Genomic DNA, 15,263 nt, shown 5'->3' on the forward strand with positions numbered 1-15,263 from the left:
GGAGGGGACCCCGGGGGAGGGTCGTGTGGTTTAGACCAATCTAACAGAGCGGGAGCCTCCCTCCCAGGGTGGCGGACGCCCCTGCGCGGTGAGGCGGCCGCCGGGTGCAGGGCAGGTGGCCGGGCGGGGAACGGCTCCGGCGGTGGAGTGGGCGGCGCCCCCGCCGGCCGTGGCGCCCCCGCCGGTCGTGGCGCGTCCACCGGCCGAGGTGCGTCCGCCAGCCGTCATGCACCCTCCTCCCCAGCTATGTCAGTGACCCCCCTGTCACGTCCACCCAGCTCCCCGTCACCCAGCGCCCGGCGTCCGAGACAAGGAACGCCACCACGTCCGCCACCTCGGCCGGCTCGCCCACGCCGCCCAGCGCCGATATCGCCTCGGCCTGCCGCCGGCCGCCGGGGCTGCTCAGCAGCGGGGCCGTGTTGTCGGTGTCGATGATCCCCGGCGCCACCGAGTTCACCGTGATGCCCCGGGGGCCCAGCACCTTGGACAGGTCACGGGAGAGGATGTCCAGCGCGCCCTTGGTCATGGCGTACGCCATGTTGTCCGGCATCACGGCCGTCCGCGCCAGTCCCGACGAGACGTTGACGACGCGGCCGCCGTCCCGCAGCCGGGGCATGCCGTGCTTGAGGATGAAGAACGGCGCCTTCACGTTCACCGCGAACACCGCGTCGAACTCCCGCTCCTCCAGCTGCTCGATGGGGCGGGTGCCACCGATCCCCGCGTTGTTCACCAGGATGTCCAGGCCGTCCGCATGCCGGTCGAACTCCTCCCACAGCGCCTCGGCGTCCCCCGGGACCCCCAGCTCCACGCCCAGTGCGAACGCCGAGCCGCCCTCCTTCTCGATCGCCGCGACCGTCTCCTTCGCCGCCGCCTCGCTCCTGCCGTAGTGCACCGCCACGCGCGCCCCGTCGCGCGCCAACCGCTCGGCGATGCCGCGACCGATCCCCCTGCTCGCCCCCGTGACGAGTGCCGTCCTGCCCGTGAGCACACCCATGACGCTCCCCCTCCGCAATTCCCTAGCGATCGATACAAAAATGACCGTACAGCAGCCCGCTGACATTTCTCTAGTGCCCGCTATAAAATGCACGCCATGGTGAACGACCAGACCTCGCCACAGGGGTCGACTGAGTCGACGAAGCCGGTGGCGGCGGCGACGGGTGCCGCCACCGGCGGACGCAAGAAGGCCAAGCCGCGCGGGCGCCCCCGCTCCTTCGACCGCGAAACCGCGCTGGAGAAGGCTCTCCTGGCCTTCTGGGAGCACGGCTACGAAGCCACCTCCGTCTCCGACCTCACCCGCGTCATGGACATCGGCGCGCCGAGCCTCTACGCGGCCTTCGGCGACAAGCGCTCCCTCTTCGACGAGGTCGTCCAGGTCTACGGCGTGCGCTACGGCTCCTTCGCCGACCGGGCACTCGCCGAGGAGCCGACCGCTCGCGCCGCCGCCGTGCGCACACTGCGCGAGGCCGCCACCGCGTACACGGAACCGGGCCATCCGCACGGCTGCCTCGTCGTCCACGCCGCCGCCAACTGCTCCACCCCCGAGGTCGAGCAGTCGCTGCGCGAGCGCCGCAACGCCAACATCGCCGCTTTCGAGCGCCGCATCAGCGCCGATGTCGCCGCCGGTGTGCTGCCCGCGGACACCGACGCCGCCGCCCTGGCCCGCCACACCGGCGCCATGATCCAGGGCATGTCACAACAGGCGCGGGACGGGGCGAGCCGGGAGGAACTGGAAGCCGTCGCGGAAATTGCCATGACCGTCTGGCCCCGCACAGGATCCCACACGGGTTAGGCTGCCTGCTGGGCGCCGGTGCGCCCGGCACGTCGGAGAAAAAGACAGCAACGAACAGCCTCGCACGCATGGACACCCGCGAGTGGTCTAGTCCACAATGCGTGACGAGAACGCGTGTCACAGCGCGCAGCCAGCTTCCGTCTTCCCCGCACAGGAAGGCGGATCGAGGATCCGAGGCTCTCTGCCCTGACTGCCCCGGCTCCTCATCCTTCGGCCGACCGGGACCGCACACCCCACGGCCGATACTGCTCCGGGCTGCGGTGCCGGGAGGGTTGAGGGTCCCTCCCAGGCGCCGCGGCCCGCGGGTGTTTCAGTGCCGTACAAACCCCCGGGTACGCTCGCACACGTGCCCTCCATGAACGAACTCGTACGCCAGCACACCGCACTCGACGACACCGATCTCGAGTGGCTCCATCTGCTGGTCTCGGAGTGGCAGCTGCTCTCCGACCTCTCCTTCGCCGACCTGGTCCTGTGGGTCCCCACCAGCGACGGCACCCGGTACGTGTCGGTCGCCCAGATGCGGCCCAACACCGGACCGACCTCCTACCAGGACGACATGGTCGGCCACCTCGTCCCGCGCGGCCGCCGCCCCATGCTGGACGCCGCCCTGGACGAGGGCCGCATCGTGCGGGAAGGCGACCCGGAGTGGCGCGAGGAGGTCCCGGTCCGGGTCGAGTCGATCCCCGTGCGGCGGGAGGGCCGCGTCCTCGGGGTCATCGCCCGCAACACCAACCTGCTGACCGTGCGCACCCCGAGCCGCCTCGAACTGACCTACCTGCAGAGCGCCTCCGACCTCGCGCAGATGATCGCGGCGGGTTCCTTCCCGTTCGCGAACCAGCAGCTCGACATGGACGCCTCGCCCCGCGTGGGCGACGGCCTGATCCGTCTCGACGCCGACGGCCTCGTCCAGTACGCCTCCCCGAACGCGCTGTCCGCCTACCACCGGCTCGGCCTCGCCTCCGACCTCGTCGGCCAGCACCTCGGCCGCACGACCGCCGAACTCGCCCCGACCCGGGGCCCGGTGGACGAGGCGCTGGCCAAGGTCGCCAGCGGCTGGGCACCGCGCGAGTTCGAGATCGAGGCCAGCGACGGGGTCATCCAGTTCCGCGCGATCCCCCTCAAGCCCAAGGGCACCCGCATCGGTTCCCTCGTCCTCCTGCGCGACGTCACCGAACTGCGTCGGCGCGAACGCGAGCTGATCACCAAGGACGCGACCATCCGGGAGATCCACCACCGGGTCAAGAACAACCTCCAGACCGTCGCCGCCCTGCTGCGCCTCCAGGCCCGGCGCATCGAGTCCGACGGCGGGCGGGAAGCCCTGGAGGAGGCGGTGCGGCGCGTCGGGTCGATCGCGATCGTGCACGAGACGCTGTCCCAGAACCTGGACGAGCGCGTGGAGTTCGACGACATCGCCGACCGGGTCCTCGCCATGGTGGCGGAGATCTCGCCCGGCAAGGTCACCGGCCGGCGCACCGGCCGCTTCGGCATCCTCGACGCCGAGGTCGCCACGCCGCTGTCCATGGTCCTGACCGAGGTGTTGCAGAACGCGCTGGAGCACGGTTTCCGGGAGGGCGACACCGGCACGGTCGAGGTGTCGGCGGTCCGCGGCGGCACCACCAAGGAAGCCCGTCTGCTGGTCACGGTCCAAGACGACGGGGTCGGGCTCCCGGAGGGCTTCGATCCGCACACGGCCGGCAATCTGGGCCTGCAGATCGTGCGCACGCTGGTGGAGGGCGAACTGGGCGGCACCTTCGACATGGTCCCCGCCCCGCAGCACGGGACCCGGGTGATCCTGGACATCCCGGTGCGCGGCGAGAAGTAGCGGGCGGCGGCCGGCTTTCGGCGATGCGAGCCGCCGCACGGGAGGAGCCGGCTGGCAATTCCCGGAAGAGTCAACGGAGTTGCGCCGGCTCCATGACAGAAGGGCGCCGCGACTTACGGAACGGCCCGGAAAAGCATTGAGCCCCGGGCCGTCAACTGGCCCGGGGCTAAAGCTCGTTGTCGCTTGACTAAGCGCATCGGGGGAACTGCGCGCTGCGGCTCGGGGGCGGGAGATGCGTACGCGGTGTACGCGCCGCCAAGCTCAGGCTGTCAGCAGGGGTGGGTTGTCAGGCGGAAGCCTGACGAGCCCGGTTGCGAGCGGCGCGGCGCTTCATCGCGCGGCGCTCGTCCTCGCTGAGACCACCCCAGACGCCGGAGTCCTGGCCGGACTCGAGCGCCCACTGCAGACACTGCTCGATCACCGGGCAGCGACGGCAGACGGCCTTGGCTTCCTCGATCTGCAGCAGCGCAGGACCGGTGTTGCCGATGGGGAAGAAGAGCTCGGGGTCTTCCTCGCGGCAAACGGCGTTGTGACGCCAGTCCATGGCTGCTACCTCTCCTTGGTATTACGTGCAGGTGTGCTTGTGAATGTGAACGCTTTCACGAATCCCCCAACAAGTGAAGGGCCGACCGCCAGGTTCCCTGACGTAGGTCCTGTGAGTTGATGAGGGGTTCTGGTGATCAGTGGAGGCCGATCCTGCGGGCCGTCCCGATCGCCACGTAGAGACTCGCAAACCTCAGCGGCGGATACAACCCCTTCCGGAAAGTTTTTTTTGATTCTTCGGTGTCGACTAGGTCACAGCCGTACTTCCATGGGGTGGATCCTGGCCTAAACGTTCGAGTGAAAGGACTTTAGCCAGTTCTGCTCACACAATCACACGCAGTGCACGGCGTACGCCTGTGAACGTCACGCTGGTTCGCAGCCCCAGGTGGTCGCCGTCCATCTGGAGGGGGAGCGGGACCTTCGAATGCAAGGTGAACTGTGTCAAGTCGTGCAGCGAAGTGGCGTGCTTCCCATGGGGGCCGCGCTCGGGGGACGAAGTGAGCAACTGGGTGCCATACCGGGCAACCGCCGCGGTGGAGAGGCGGCTGAGAGCGAAGACGTCGAGGCCGGTATCGAACGAGGCCTTAGGTGCTGCGTAGATCGGGCGATTCCCCAGAAACGTCCATGGCGAGGTGTTCGAGGCTATGGACAGGACCAGATCGGTGATCGGTTCCTCGCCCGCCCGCTCCAGTGTGATCGTGCCGTGCCGGCGGTTCGGCTCGCCGAGGAGCTGGCGCACCACCTGGCGCACGTACAGCGCGTGCGTGGACTTGCGGCCCCGTTCGCGGTGCTGCTCCACCCGCCCCACCACGCCGGCGTCGAATCCGAGCCCGGCGTTGAAGGTGAACCAGCGGGACGGCACCGACTCGTCCTCCGTGCCGGCCGTGCCCGAGGTCAGACCGAGGCCGACCGTCCGCTCCCGGCCCTCGCGCAGCGCGTCCAGCAGGACACCGGTGGCCTCCACCGCGTCATTGGGCAGACCCAGGGCACGGGCGAAGACGTTCGTGGAACCGCCCGGGACCACGGCCAGGCCGGGCAGGTGCCCGGGGTTCGGGCCCGCGTGCAGCAGGCCGTTGACCACCTCGTTGACCGTGCCGTCACCGCCGAGGGCCACCACCAGGTCGATGTCGTCGCTCTGGGCCGCGTGCCGCCCGAGGTCGCGGGCGTGGCCGCGGTACTCGGTGGTGACCGCCTCCAGCTTCATCTCGCTGGCGAGCGCATGGATCAGTACGTCGCGTGTGCGCGCACTTGTGGTGGTTGCCGCCGGATTGACCACGAGAAGTGCACGCATGACTGGCAGCGTACCTACTGGGTGGTACCTGGCCCAGACCGAGGTGGGGATCAGGTAAGAGAGCGGAGGTGAACCTGGCCACGGGGGGCGCGTGCGCCGAGGGCTACCCTTCAGGGGTGAGCAGTGAGCAGACCCCCACCACCGAGGAAACCACCGGCCCCCGCCCGCGGCGGCTCACCTACGCCGCGCTGCTGGCGGCACTGGAGGGGCTCGCGCTGGTCGTCGGCGGCGTCTGGATCCTCGTCCTCGGCCTGAGCGGACACCCGGACGACCGGCAGCAGGCCGTGACCGGTGGGATCACCCTGGTCGTCCTCGCGCTGCTGCCGCTGCTCGCCGCGCGCGGACTGCTCGCCCGCCGCAGCTGGAGCCGCGGACCCGCCGTCATCACCCAGCTCCTGGCGCTGCCGGTGGCCTACAACCTGTTGCAGGCCGACAGCATGGCCATCCCGGGCGGAATCGCCCTCGCGGTCGTCGCCGTCGCGGCGCTCGTGCTGCTCGTGAACCCGGAGACCACCCGGGCCCTCGGGATCCGCGGGCCCGGAAACACCGGCGAGCAGTAGCGGTCACTCCTCGACGAGGAGCTTCTCCCGCAGCTGGGCCAGGGTGCGCGCCAGCAGCCGGGAGACGTGCATCTGCGAGATGCCGACCTCCTGCGCGATCTGCGACTGGGTCATGTTCCCGAAGAACCGCAGCAGCAGGATCCGCTTCTCGCGCGGCGGGAGGTCCTCCAGCAGCGGCTTGAGGGACTCCCGGTACTCGACGCCCTCCAGCGCCTCGTCCTCCGCGCCGAGGGTGTCCGCGACCGCCGGCGACTCGTCGTCCGTGTCGGGGACGTCCAGGGACAGCGTGGAGTACGCGTTGGCCGACTCCAGGCCCTCCAGGACCTCCTCCTCCGAGATCGCCAGCTTCTCGGCGAGCTCGTGGACCGTGGGGGAGCGGCCGTGCAGCTGCGAGAGCTCGGCCGTCGCCGTCGTCAGCGACAGGCGCAGTTCCTGCAGCCGGCGCGGGACGCGCACCGCCCAGCCCTTGTCGCGGAAGTGCCGCTTGATCTCTCCGACGACCGTCGGGGTCGCGTACGTGGAGAACTCCACCCCGCGGTCCGGGTCGAAGCGGTCGACCGACTTGATTAGGCCGATCGTGGCGACCTGGGTGAGGTCGTCCAGCGGCTCGCCCCGGTTGCGGAAGCGGCGGGCCAGGTGCTCCACGAGCGGCAGGTGCATGCGGACCAGCTGGTTGCGCAGCTCCGCGTACTCCGGGCTGCCGCTGCTCAGGGTGCGCAGCTTCAGGAACATCTCGCGTGCCCCGCTGCGGTCCGGGGACCCGTGGTGCGCGCCCTGGGCGCGGTGCGCGTTCGGCGTCTCGTCCTCGGAGTGTCGCTCGTGCTCGCTCATCGTCCCGCCCGTCGCCCTTCCCCGAGCCCTCGCCCCCTCCGCCACCCTCGACTCCTCGTGGGTGGCGGGACCCCCCTGGGCCGGGGATGCGGTGACCTCCCCGCCCGGAGGCGCGCTCCGCACGGCACTGTCCCGCTCCGGCCTCGCACCGCCCGGGAGGACGGCCCCCGCGGCGTCGTCCTCCGGGTGCGGGCGGGCCTGCTCGGGAATGCCGTCGATACCGTCCGCCATGCGCCGGGCTCCGCTCGGACCGCCTGTGCCCGTGCCCTCGGCCGGCAGCTCTCGTGTGCTGCGCTCTTCGTCCCGCACCGGCCCGTCCCCGTTCCTCACGCCGGCCCGGGTCCCGCGCCGCGCTGTTTGTAGAGGCTGATCGAAACGGTTCTGTCCTTGTCCACGGCGGAGGAGACCTTGCCCGCGAGGGCGGACAGGACGGTCCAGGCGAAGGTGTCCCGTGAAGGGGCGTGCCCGTCCGTGGTCGGCGCCGAGACGGTGACCTCGAGTGAGTCGTCGACGAGGCGGAAGACGCAACTGAGCACCGAGCCGGGCACGGCCTGCTGCAGCAGGATCGCGCAGGCCTCGTCCACCGCGATGCGCAGGTCCTCGATCTCGTCGAGGGTGAAGTCCAAACGGGCCGCGAGACCGGCCGTGGCCGTACGCAGCACCGACAGGTAGGCCCCCGCGGCCGGCAGCCGGACTTCGACGAAGTCCTGGGTCGCGGGCTCGCCTGCGATCTGGGACACCCTCACCTCCATGGTGGTACAAGCGTTATAGGGCCCGAGGGTCGCCCCCCGGGGGTAACGCGCTACGTGGTTCAGCGGTGACGCTATCGCGCTCTCAACGGTCCTGTCCCCGGGACCCCAACCCCTTGCCGTCACTCACAGTAAACCTGTGGATACGCTCCGTGTCTAGGGGTTGGGCGGGCCCAAATGGGAAGAGCGCGCGCCGGGTTGACGTACCCAGACGTCAGACGGTCGAACCGTCCTGCTGCGGGGTCCTGCGGCGTCACACCAGGACATGGTCGACGAAGCACCACCGCCAGGCCTCCCCGGGCTCGTGGGTCCGCATCACGGGATGGCCGGACTCCTTGTGGTGCCGCGCCGCGTGCCGCCCCGGCGAGGAGTCGCAGCAGCCGACGTGCCCACAGCTGAGGCACAGCCTCAGCTGCACCGGATCCGTGCCCTCCGCCAGGCACTCCGGACAGGTCTCGGTGAGCGGACCCGGTTCGGGGTGCGGCAGCGCGTCGGCGTGCGTGCACTGTTTCATGATTGCCAGGTTACGACGGTCGAGCCGAAGACCGCGTGGAAAAAGAGGGCGGGCGAGAACGATGGACGTGATGCCACTGCTGCTCCTGGTGGCGGGCAGTGCCGCGATCGCCGCGGCCGCGCGGCGCACACCAGTGCCGGCGCCGCTGCTGCTGGTGGCGGCCGGACTGGCGGTGAGCTACGTCCCGGGGGTGCCGGACTACACGCTCGACCCCCATGTCGTGCTGCCGCTCATCCTGCCCCCGCTGCTGCACACGGCCGCCAGTGACAGCTCCTACCTCGACCTGCGGGCACAGCTGCGGCCGGTGGCGATGCTGTCCGTCGGCTACGTGCTGTTCGCGACGTTCGTCGTCGGCTGGGCCCTGTACGTGATCGTTCCGGACATGCCGCTGACGGCCGCCCTGGTCTTCGGCGCGGTCGTCGCGCCCCCGGACGCGGTCGCGGCGACGGCGGTGGCCCGCCGGGTGGGACTGCCGTCCCGGATCACCACGATCCTCCAGGGCGAGTCCCTGCTGAACGACGCCACCGCCATCACCGCCTACCGGGTCGCCCTCGCGGCCGCCGTCGGCGAGGGGGCCACCTGGGCCGGGGGCATCGGCGAGTTCCTCCTCGCCGCGGTGGGCGGTGTCGTGGTCGGACTCGTGCTGATGGCGCCGATCCACTGGCTGCGCACCCACGTGAAGGAAGCGCTGTTCCAGAACACCCTGTCCCTGCTCACCCCGTTCGTCGCCTACGCCGTCGCCGAGCAGGTGCACGCCTCCGGTGTGCTGGCCGTCGTGGTCGTCGCGCTCTACCTCGGGCACCGCGCGTGGGAGGTCGACTTCGCCACGCGCCTGCAGGAGGACGCCGTCTGGAAGATGGTCGCCTTCGTCCTGGAGTCGGCGGTGTTCGCGCTGATCGGCCTCCAGCTGCCGATCGTCCTGCGGGGACTGGGGGAGTACGAGGGCTCGCAGGCCCTCTGGTACGCGGTCGCGGTCTTCCTGGTGGTGGTCGCCGCCCGGTTCGTGTGGGTGTACCCCTCGGCCTACCTGCCACGGCTGCTGTCGGCCCGGATCCGCGAACGCGAGGAGAGACTCACGTGGAAGGCGCCCTTCGTGGTCGGCTGGGCCGGGATGCGGGGCGTGGTGTCGCTGGCCATCGCCTTCTCCATCCCGCTCACCCTGCACGGCGGCGAGGAGCCCTTTCCGCAGCGCAACCTGATCCTCTTCCTGACCTTCACCACCGTCATCGGGACCCTCGTCGTGCAGGGCCTGACCCTTCCCCCGCTGATCCGTCTGCTGAAGTTCCCCGGGCGCGACGCCCAGGCCGAGACCCTCGCCGAGGCCAACGCCCAGGCGCAGGCCTCCCGGGCGGCCGAGCGTCGCCTGGACGAACTCCTCACCGACGAGCGCAACGCCCTGCCAGGCCCGCTCGCCGAACGCCTGCGCACGGTCCTGGAGCGCCGCCGCAACGCCGTCTGGGAGCGCCTCGGGCAGGCGAACCCGATCACCGGGGAGTCCGTCGACGACACCTACCGGCGGCTGTCGCGGGAGATGATCAGCGCCGAGCGCGAGGTGTTCGTCAAGCTCCGCGACGGCCGCTACATCGACGACGAGATGCTGCGGACCCTGCTGCGCAGGCTGGACCTGGAGGAGGCGGCGGCCTTCCGGGAGGCGGCGTGACGGTCCGGCCCGGGGCGGTCCGGGACGGGAAGCCCGGACCTCGGACCTCGGACCCCGGACCTCGGACCTCGGGTCACGGGTCACGGGTCACGGGAACGGGCGGCCCGTGATCACGGCCGCCAGCGTCGTCCCGCGCGGCATGGCGCCCTCGTCCACCAGGGTGACGAGGCCGTACAGCAGCTTGGCGACGTAGAGCCGCTCGACGGGCAGGCCGTGGCGCTGTTCGAAGTCCACGGCGAACGCCTCCAGCTCGGCGGGCACGCGCGCGTAGCCGCCGAAGTGAAAACGGTCGTCCAGGTCCCAGGTGCCCCGACGGCCGCCGAAGGCGCGTCGTTGCAGGGCCTCGGTCTCCGCGGCCAGGAAGCCGCCCCTGAGCACCGGCACGCCCAGGGCGCGCTGCCCGGGCGCGAGACCGGCGGCCAGGCCCGCCAGGGTGCCCCCGGTTCCGCAGGCCACGGCGACGACGTCGGCCTCGCCGCGCAGTTCGGCGCCCAGCTCCCGGCAGCCGCGCACCGCCTCGGCGTTGCTGCCGCCCTCGGGGACGACGCAGGCCTCCCTGGCCCCCGCCGCGCGCAGCACTGAGGCCAGGACGGCGGGCTCCGCCTTGCGGCGGTAGGTCGTCCGGTCGACGAAGTGCAGCCGCATCCCGTCGGCCGCGCAGCGCGCCAGGGAGGGGTTCAGGGGCCGGGTCGCCAGTTCGTCGCCGCGTACGACACCGACCGTGGGGATGCCGAGCAGGCGGCCGGCCGCTGCCGTGGCGCGCAGGTGGTTGGACCAGGCACCGCCGAACGTGACGACGGTCCGGCCGGCGGCAGCCGCGAGGTTCGGCGCCAGCTTGCGCCACTTGTTGCCGATCAGTTCCGGATGGATCAGGTCGTCGCGCTTCAGCAGCAGCCGCACGCCCCGCCGCCCGAACCGGCCGTCCACGACCTCCTGCATCGGCGAGGGGAGCCGGGGGCGCAGTGAGGCGAGGCCGGAGGTGTCGGGGCTGGTCACCGCGCCATTGTCACCCGGGAGCGGTGGTTGCCGGGCCGGCGCCGGCGGAGAGCGGCGAGCGCCCGGCGTCCGTCCGACATCCGTGCGACATCCGCCCGACGTCCGTCCGACGTCCGTCCGAGGCGAGCCGCGGCGCCGCCCCCGGGACCTGCGGGTGTTCGGCGTGTCGGCCGGTCCCGGCCCGCGGCCGGCCTCACGGGCGCTTGCGGGAGCCGCAGTTCGGTGTCTTCGAACGCCAGGGACGCCTGAACCGGCCCCCCTGCCCAGCGCGGCAAAGATCCATTCCCGCTCTTTCGGGTAATAGCACCACGACGCTGCGTGAGGAAGGCTTGCCCGTGCACAGCGATGCCCGAGGCATATGGGCGTCGGTCACAACCGGGGAGGCAGTTCTCTATGTCGGTAGGCGAAGAGGTCCGCACGGAGCAGACCAAGCCGCAGCAGAGTCTCGGCACAGCGGCCGCGCGGAACCTGGCCACCACGACCAAGTCCGTGCCGCAGATGCAGGAGATCAGCTCTCGCTGGCTGCTGCGCATGCTGCCCTGGGTCGACATCAAGGGCGGTACGTACCGGGTGAACCGGCGGCTCACCTACGCCGTGGGCGACGGTCGGCTGACGTTCGTCAAGACCGGCGACCGTGTCGAGATCATCCCCGCGGAGCTGGGCGAGCTGCCGGCACTGCGGTCCTACGAGGACGAGGAGGTCCTCTTCGAGATCGCCCGCCGCTGCGAGCAGCGGGAGTTCGCGGCGGGCGAGGTGATCACGTCGTTCGGCGGGCCGTCCGACGAGGTGTACCTGCTGGCGCACGGCCGGGTCGAGAAGGTCGGCACCGGCCCGTACGGGAACGACGAGTCCCTCGGTATCCTCGCCGACGGCGCCTACTTCGGCGACGACGCGCTCCTCGACGAGGACGCGATCTGGGAGTACACGGCCCGCGCACTCACCGCCTGCACCGTGCTGGTCCTGCCCCGCGCCGAGTTCCAGCAGATCGCGGAGCGTTCGGACACCCTGACCGGGCACCTCCAGCAGGTCCGCTCGATCCCCTCGCAGCGCTCCAACAAGTACGGCGAGAAGGAGATCGACCTCGCCGCCGGCCACTCGGGCGAGCCGGACATCCCGCACACGTTCGTCGACTACGAGGCCCGGCCTCGCGAGTACGAACTGAGCGTCGCCCAGACCGTCCTGCGCATCCACACGCGCGTGGCCGACCTCTACAACCAGCCTATGAACCAGACCGAGCAGCAGCTCCGGCTGACGGTCGAGGCGCTCAAGGAGCGCCAGGAGCACGAGCTCATCAACAACCGGGACTTCGGTCTGCTGCACAACTGCGAGTACGACCAGCGGATCCAGCCGCACGACGGCGTCCCCAGCCCGGACGACCTGGACGAGCTGCTCAGCCGGCGCCGCGGTACCAAGCTGCTCCTCGCGCACCCGCGGGCCATCTCGGCGTTCGGCCGCGAGCTCAACAAGCGGGGCCTTGTGCCCGAGACCATCGACATGGCAGGCAACCGCATCCCCACCTGGCGCGGAGTGCCGATCTTCCCGTGCAACAAGATTCCGGTGACCGAGGCGCGGACGACCTCGATCATCGCCCTGCGTACCGGCGAGGCGGACCAGGGCGTCATCGGTCTGCGGGCCTCCGGCATCCCGGACGAGGTCGAGCCGAGCCTGTCCGTGCGCTTCATGGGCATCAACGAACAGGCCATCATCAAGTACCTCGTCACGGCCTACTACTCGGCCGCCGTCCTGGTGCCGGACGCGCTCGGCGTCCTGGAGAACGTCGAGATCGGCCGCTGGCAGTGACGCTCCCGGTGCTCCTCTCGTGTCCCCGCCCACCGCTGCGGGCAGGCCCTAGGGGCATGCGCCCGGCGGCAGCGGAAGCGCCACCGTCCGCTCGTCCGCCGAGGCGGCTCCATGGGTGATTCCCTCACGGAGTCCCGGACGGAGCCGACGCTGCCCGCCCCCGGCGGGCAGCCCGGGGCCGAGTCCCGGCCCCCGGCAGAGTCGCCGGAAGGGCGCAGGCCGATCGGGACGCAGCGGGACGGCCGGACCGAACCGGCCGAGGGGCACGAGGCGGTGACGCTCCTGGAGCGGGCCCGCGCGGAGGTCGACCCGGTGCTGCGGTGCGCCCTCGGCACCCTGCCCGTTTCGATGCGCCGGGTCGCGCTCTACCACTTCGGCTGGGAGCAGGCCGACGGCAGCCCCGCCGACGGCGGCTCGGGCAAGGCCATCCGTCCCGCTCTGGTCCTCGCCGCGGCGTCCGCCCTCGGCGGTCCCGAGGCCCGGGCGGCAGCTGCCACGGCGGCCGCGGCGGTGGAGCTGGTCCACAACTTCTCGCTGCTGCACGACGATGTGATGGACCGGGACGCCACCCGCCGCCACCGGGCCACCGCCTGGACCGTGTTCGGTGACGCGGACGCGATCCTCGCCGGTGACGCCCTGCAGGCGCTGGCGCTGAGGCTGCTGGCCGAGGACCCGCGTCCGGTGTCCCGGGCAGCGGCCGCGCGACTCGCGGACTGCGTGATCGAACTGTGCGGGGGCCAGCACGCGGACACGGCCCTGGAGCACTGCGCCCCGGGCGAGGTGACGCTCGACGAGGTGCTCGCCATGGCGGAGGCCAAAACGGGCGCACTGCTCGGCAGCGCCTGCGCGATCGGCGGTCTGTACGCGGGTGCCTCGAACGACGAGGTGGCGGCGCTGGACGCGTTCGGCCGGGAGGCCGGGCTCGCCTTCCAACTCATCGACGACATCATCGGCATATGGGGTGATCCGCGTCGTACCGGCAAGCCCGCCGGCGCGGATCTGGCCGTCCGCAAGAAGTCCCTGCCCGTCGTCGCGGCGTTGGTCTCCGGCACTCCGGAGGCGGCGGAACTGGCCGAACTGTACGCACGGCCCGGCGAGAAGGAGGACCTCGACCACATCGCCACGGCCGTGGAGCGTGCGGGGGGCCGGGACTGGGCACAGATCCAGGCGGCGGACCGGATGGCCCGGGCGATGCAGCAGCTCTCCCGGGCGGTGCCGGACCCGGAGTCGGCGGGCGGACTGCTGGCCCTCGCCGAGTTCGTGACGCGGCGCAGCAGTTGACGGTCGACACCCGTCGGCGGTCACCGTTCGGCGGTCGGGGGACCGGCCGCCGGCAGCACTGACGGCTCTTCGGGCGACCGAAGGGCGCGACCCCGGAGCGCCGGGGCCGTGCGGCTCCTGACCCCGCGCGGTCACCGGCCTCCGGCCGGCGGGTCCCGCACTGCCCCACGGTGTGCGGGGCCCGCCCCTTACGCGTGTCACGTACGCGAGACAGGGCGCGCGTTCGACTGATTTGCGCCAAGCTGGCTCGCGGTTCGTCCGGGTCACCCTCAACGCCCCTACGATCAACGCCGATCGGACGAGCGAAGGGGCGGAGCATGGGTGTGGCGATCCGGACGGCGGACGAAGGGGACAGGGACCTGATCGTCCGTCTGCTCGACGAGGCGTTCCAGGACGACCCCGTGAGCGGCTGGGTCTTCCCCGAGGCGCAGGACCGTCGCGAGCATCACCCCGGGCTCATGGCGGCCTTCACCGACATCGTGTTCGAGGCCGGCCGCATCGACGTCACGGAGGACGGCTCGGCCTGTGCGCTGTGGCTGTCCCTGCCCGCCGGCGATCCCCATCAGGACGACGACGCCGAGGACGAGGGCCCGGCCCAGGTGCGGGAGGCCGTCGACCCCGGCAACGAGCGCATCGAGCTCATCGGCCGGCTCACCGCGGGCATCCACCCCTCGGGGCGGGCCCACGAGTACCTGTGGATGATCGGAGTCGCCCCGGGCCGCCAGGGCGAGGGGCTCGGCACGGCGCTCATCGAGACGGTCCTCGACCGGTGCGACCGCGAGGGGACCGCGGCGTACCTGGAGGCGAGCAGTGCGCGCAGCCGCAAACTGTACGAGCGCCTCGGGTTCGAGCCCTGCGGCCCCGCCTTGCACCTGCCCGACGGCCCGGAGATGTGGCCGATGTGGCGCGAGCCGGCGTCGCACGCGGTCTAGGCAACCCGGCCAGGATCTGCCCACCGACCCGGTGACGTCCGGCCCGCGCCAGCTCTGCGCAGGCCTCGTGTAGGCCCCCGCAGGCCCCGTGCAAGTCCCGCGCACCGACCCGGCGCGGCTGGTGTCCGGGCCCGGCGCCGCGAGCCGGCGGGCACCCGCGTACGGCGGTGGGCGGTGACGCCCGGACCGGCCTACGCTGAGGACATGGGCAGCAGCGACGAGCACGTCTGTCCCACGTGCGGACAGCTAGTGGAAACGGTCGTCCGGCGGCACAAGACGCTGGGCACATGGGTCCCGCGGTGGGTGGCGGGCCCCTGCCACAACCCGGACTGCGGAGCGCGGGAGACCGAGGGCGCCGACAGCGCCCGCACCGCGGCGGAGCAACAGCAGGCCGAGGCTCCCACAGCCACGGCGACGGCGCTGCCGGAGACCGCCGCGCCCGGCGCCGCCCCACCCCGGCCGGTATCGGAGGAAGCCGTCACACGGCGCCCCTGA

The 15,263-nt window shown here is 71.7% G+C and carries 15 protein-coding genes; 8 read left to right on the plus strand and 7 right to left on the minus strand.

Going from position 1 to position 15,263, the window contains the following annotated elements; translation table 11 throughout:
- Positions 1–244 precede the first annotated feature (244 nt).
- On the minus strand, positions 245–994 hold the full coding sequence (locus tag ACZ6ZN_RS16405; protein ID WP_469646698.1) for an SDR family NAD(P)-dependent oxidoreductase: 750 nt from the start codon (positions 992–994) through the stop codon (positions 245–247).
- Positions 995–1,090: 96 nt separating this feature from the next.
- Here ACZ6ZN_RS16405 and ACZ6ZN_RS16410 point away from each other — a divergent pair, with 96 nt between their 5' ends.
- Together ACZ6ZN_RS16410 and ACZ6ZN_RS16415 are read left to right on the plus strand one after the other, a co-directional pair.
- On the plus strand, positions 1,091–1,789 hold the full coding sequence (locus ACZ6ZN_RS16410) for a TetR/AcrR family transcriptional regulator (RefSeq protein ID WP_469646701.1): 699 nt from the start codon (positions 1,091–1,093) through the stop codon (positions 1,787–1,789).
- 355 nt (positions 1,790–2,144) lie between these two features.
- The gene (locus tag ACZ6ZN_RS16415) at positions 2,145–3,611 is read left to right on the plus strand and encodes a sensor histidine kinase (RefSeq protein ID WP_398107112.1); all 1,467 of its coding nucleotides are present in this window, start codon (positions 2,145–2,147) and stop codon (positions 3,609–3,611) included.
- Positions 3,612–3,897: 286 nt separating this feature from the next.
- Here the strand turns inward: ACZ6ZN_RS16415 and ACZ6ZN_RS16420 are convergent, their stop codons facing one another.
- On the minus strand, positions 3,898–4,155 hold the full coding sequence (locus ACZ6ZN_RS16420; protein WP_003992873.1) for a WhiB family transcriptional regulator: 258 nt from the start codon (positions 4,153–4,155) through the stop codon (positions 3,898–3,900).
- Positions 4,156–4,476: 321 nt separating this feature from the next.
- Positions 4,477–5,445, minus strand: coding sequence for a diacylglycerol/lipid kinase family protein (locus tag ACZ6ZN_RS16425; protein ID WP_398106611.1), 969 nt, complete (start codon positions 5,443–5,445; stop codon positions 4,477–4,479).
- Positions 5,446–5,561: 116 nt separating this feature from the next.
- Here ACZ6ZN_RS16425 and ACZ6ZN_RS16430 point away from each other — a divergent pair, with 116 nt between their 5' ends.
- On the plus strand, positions 5,562–6,005 hold the full coding sequence (locus tag ACZ6ZN_RS16430; RefSeq protein ID WP_398106610.1) for a hypothetical protein: 444 nt from the start codon (positions 5,562–5,564) through the stop codon (positions 6,003–6,005).
- A 3-nt stretch (positions 6,006–6,008) separates the two neighbouring features.
- Here ACZ6ZN_RS16430 and ACZ6ZN_RS16435 read toward each other — a convergent pair whose 3' ends face one another.
- The 3 genes from ACZ6ZN_RS16435 to ACZ6ZN_RS16445 all read right to left on the minus strand — a co-directional run bounded on the left by ACZ6ZN_RS16435 (position 6,009) and on the right by ACZ6ZN_RS16445 (position 8,099).
- Positions 6,009–7,145, minus strand: coding sequence for an RNA polymerase sigma factor SigF (locus ACZ6ZN_RS16435; RefSeq protein WP_469646703.1), 1,137 nt, complete (start codon positions 7,143–7,145; stop codon positions 6,009–6,011).
- Between the two features lie 17 nt (positions 7,146–7,162).
- Entirely contained in the window at positions 7,163–7,576 is a 414-nt protein-coding gene (locus ACZ6ZN_RS16440) for an ATP-binding protein (RefSeq protein WP_361198141.1), read from the minus strand.
- A gap of 262 nt (positions 7,577–7,838) precedes the next feature.
- Entirely contained in the window at positions 7,839–8,099 is a 261-nt protein-coding gene (locus ACZ6ZN_RS16445; protein ID WP_369193758.1) for a UBP-type zinc finger domain-containing protein, read from the minus strand.
- Positions 8,100–8,160: 61 nt separating this feature from the next.
- On the opposite strand from ACZ6ZN_RS16445, the gene ACZ6ZN_RS16450 reads away from it, so the two are divergent.
- Positions 8,161–9,759, plus strand: a complete 1,599-nt coding sequence (locus tag ACZ6ZN_RS16450) for a Na+/H+ antiporter (protein ID WP_469646708.1) — start codon at positions 8,161–8,163, stop codon at positions 9,757–9,759.
- 87 nt (positions 9,760–9,846) lie between these two features.
- On the opposite strand, the gene ACZ6ZN_RS16455 is transcribed toward ACZ6ZN_RS16450, so the two are convergent.
- Positions 9,847–10,698 (minus strand): 1-aminocyclopropane-1-carboxylate deaminase/D-cysteine desulfhydrase, encoded by an 852-nt coding sequence (locus ACZ6ZN_RS16455; RefSeq protein ID WP_469646926.1) that lies wholly within the window; start codon positions 10,696–10,698, stop codon positions 9,847–9,849.
- Between the two features lie 450 nt (positions 10,699–11,148).
- On the opposite strand from ACZ6ZN_RS16455, the gene ACZ6ZN_RS16460 reads away from it, so the two are divergent.
- The 4 genes from ACZ6ZN_RS16460 (at position 11,149) to ACZ6ZN_RS16475 (ending at position 15,263) form a co-directional block, all read left to right on the plus strand.
- A complete protein-coding gene (locus tag ACZ6ZN_RS16460) occupies positions 11,149–12,555 on the plus strand; it encodes a family 2B encapsulin nanocompartment shell protein (protein WP_469646710.1) in 1,407 nt (468 codons plus the stop codon).
- 111 nt (positions 12,556–12,666) lie between these two features.
- Entirely contained in the window at positions 12,667–13,836 is a 1,170-nt protein-coding gene (locus ACZ6ZN_RS16465) for a family 2 encapsulin nanocompartment cargo protein polyprenyl transferase (protein WP_469646711.1), read from the plus strand.
- 317 nt (positions 13,837–14,153) lie between these two features.
- Positions 14,154–14,768 (plus strand): GNAT family N-acetyltransferase, encoded by a 615-nt coding sequence (locus ACZ6ZN_RS16470; RefSeq protein WP_469646713.1) that lies wholly within the window; start codon positions 14,154–14,156, stop codon positions 14,766–14,768.
- A gap of 204 nt (positions 14,769–14,972) precedes the next feature.
- A complete protein-coding gene (locus ACZ6ZN_RS16475; RefSeq protein ID WP_469646715.1) occupies positions 14,973–15,263 on the plus strand; it encodes a hypothetical protein in 291 nt (96 codons plus the stop codon).

Source organism: Streptomyces sp. NPDC053665 (assembly GCF_055585285.1).

What these genes read in the sequence shown, in the direction of transcription:
- ACZ6ZN_RS16425 (WP_398106611.1), bottom strand. Translation starts at nt 5,445, where the DNA reads ATGCGTGCACTTCTCGTGGTCAATCCGGCGGCAACCACCACAAGTGCG.
- ACZ6ZN_RS16470 (WP_469646713.1), top strand. Translation starts at nt 14,154, where the DNA reads ATGGGTGTGGCGATCCGGACGGCGGACGAAGGGGACAGGGACCTGATC.
- ACZ6ZN_RS16410 (WP_469646701.1), top strand. Translation starts at nt 1,091, where the DNA reads ATGGTGAACGACCAGACCTCGCCACAGGGGTCGACTGAGTCGACGAAG.
- ACZ6ZN_RS16415 (WP_398107112.1), top strand. Translation starts at nt 2,145, where the DNA reads ATGAACGAACTCGTACGCCAGCACACCGCACTCGACGACACCGATCTC.
- ACZ6ZN_RS16450 (WP_469646708.1), top strand. Translation starts at nt 8,161, where the DNA reads ATGGACGTGATGCCACTGCTGCTCCTGGTGGCGGGCAGTGCCGCGATC.
- ACZ6ZN_RS16475 (WP_469646715.1), top strand. Translation starts at nt 14,973, where the DNA reads ATGGGCAGCAGCGACGAGCACGTCTGTCCCACGTGCGGACAGCTAGTG.
- ACZ6ZN_RS16445 (WP_369193758.1), bottom strand. Translation starts at nt 8,099, where the DNA reads ATGAAACAGTGCACGCACGCCGACGCGCTGCCGCACCCCGAACCGGGT.
- ACZ6ZN_RS16420 (WP_003992873.1), bottom strand. Translation starts at nt 4,155, where the DNA reads ATGGACTGGCGTCACAACGCCGTTTGCCGCGAGGAAGACCCCGAGCTC.
- ACZ6ZN_RS16465 (WP_469646711.1), top strand. Translation starts at nt 12,667, where the DNA reads ATGGGTGATTCCCTCACGGAGTCCCGGACGGAGCCGACGCTGCCCGCC.
- ACZ6ZN_RS16460 (WP_469646710.1), top strand. Translation starts at nt 11,149, where the DNA reads ATGTCGGTAGGCGAAGAGGTCCGCACGGAGCAGACCAAGCCGCAGCAG.
- ACZ6ZN_RS16455 (WP_469646926.1), bottom strand. Translation starts at nt 10,698, where the DNA reads ATGCAGGAGGTCGTGGACGGCCGGTTCGGGCGGCGGGGCGTGCGGCTG.
- ACZ6ZN_RS16405 (WP_469646698.1), bottom strand. Translation starts at nt 994, where the DNA reads ATGGGTGTGCTCACGGGCAGGACGGCACTCGTCACGGGGGCGAGCAGG.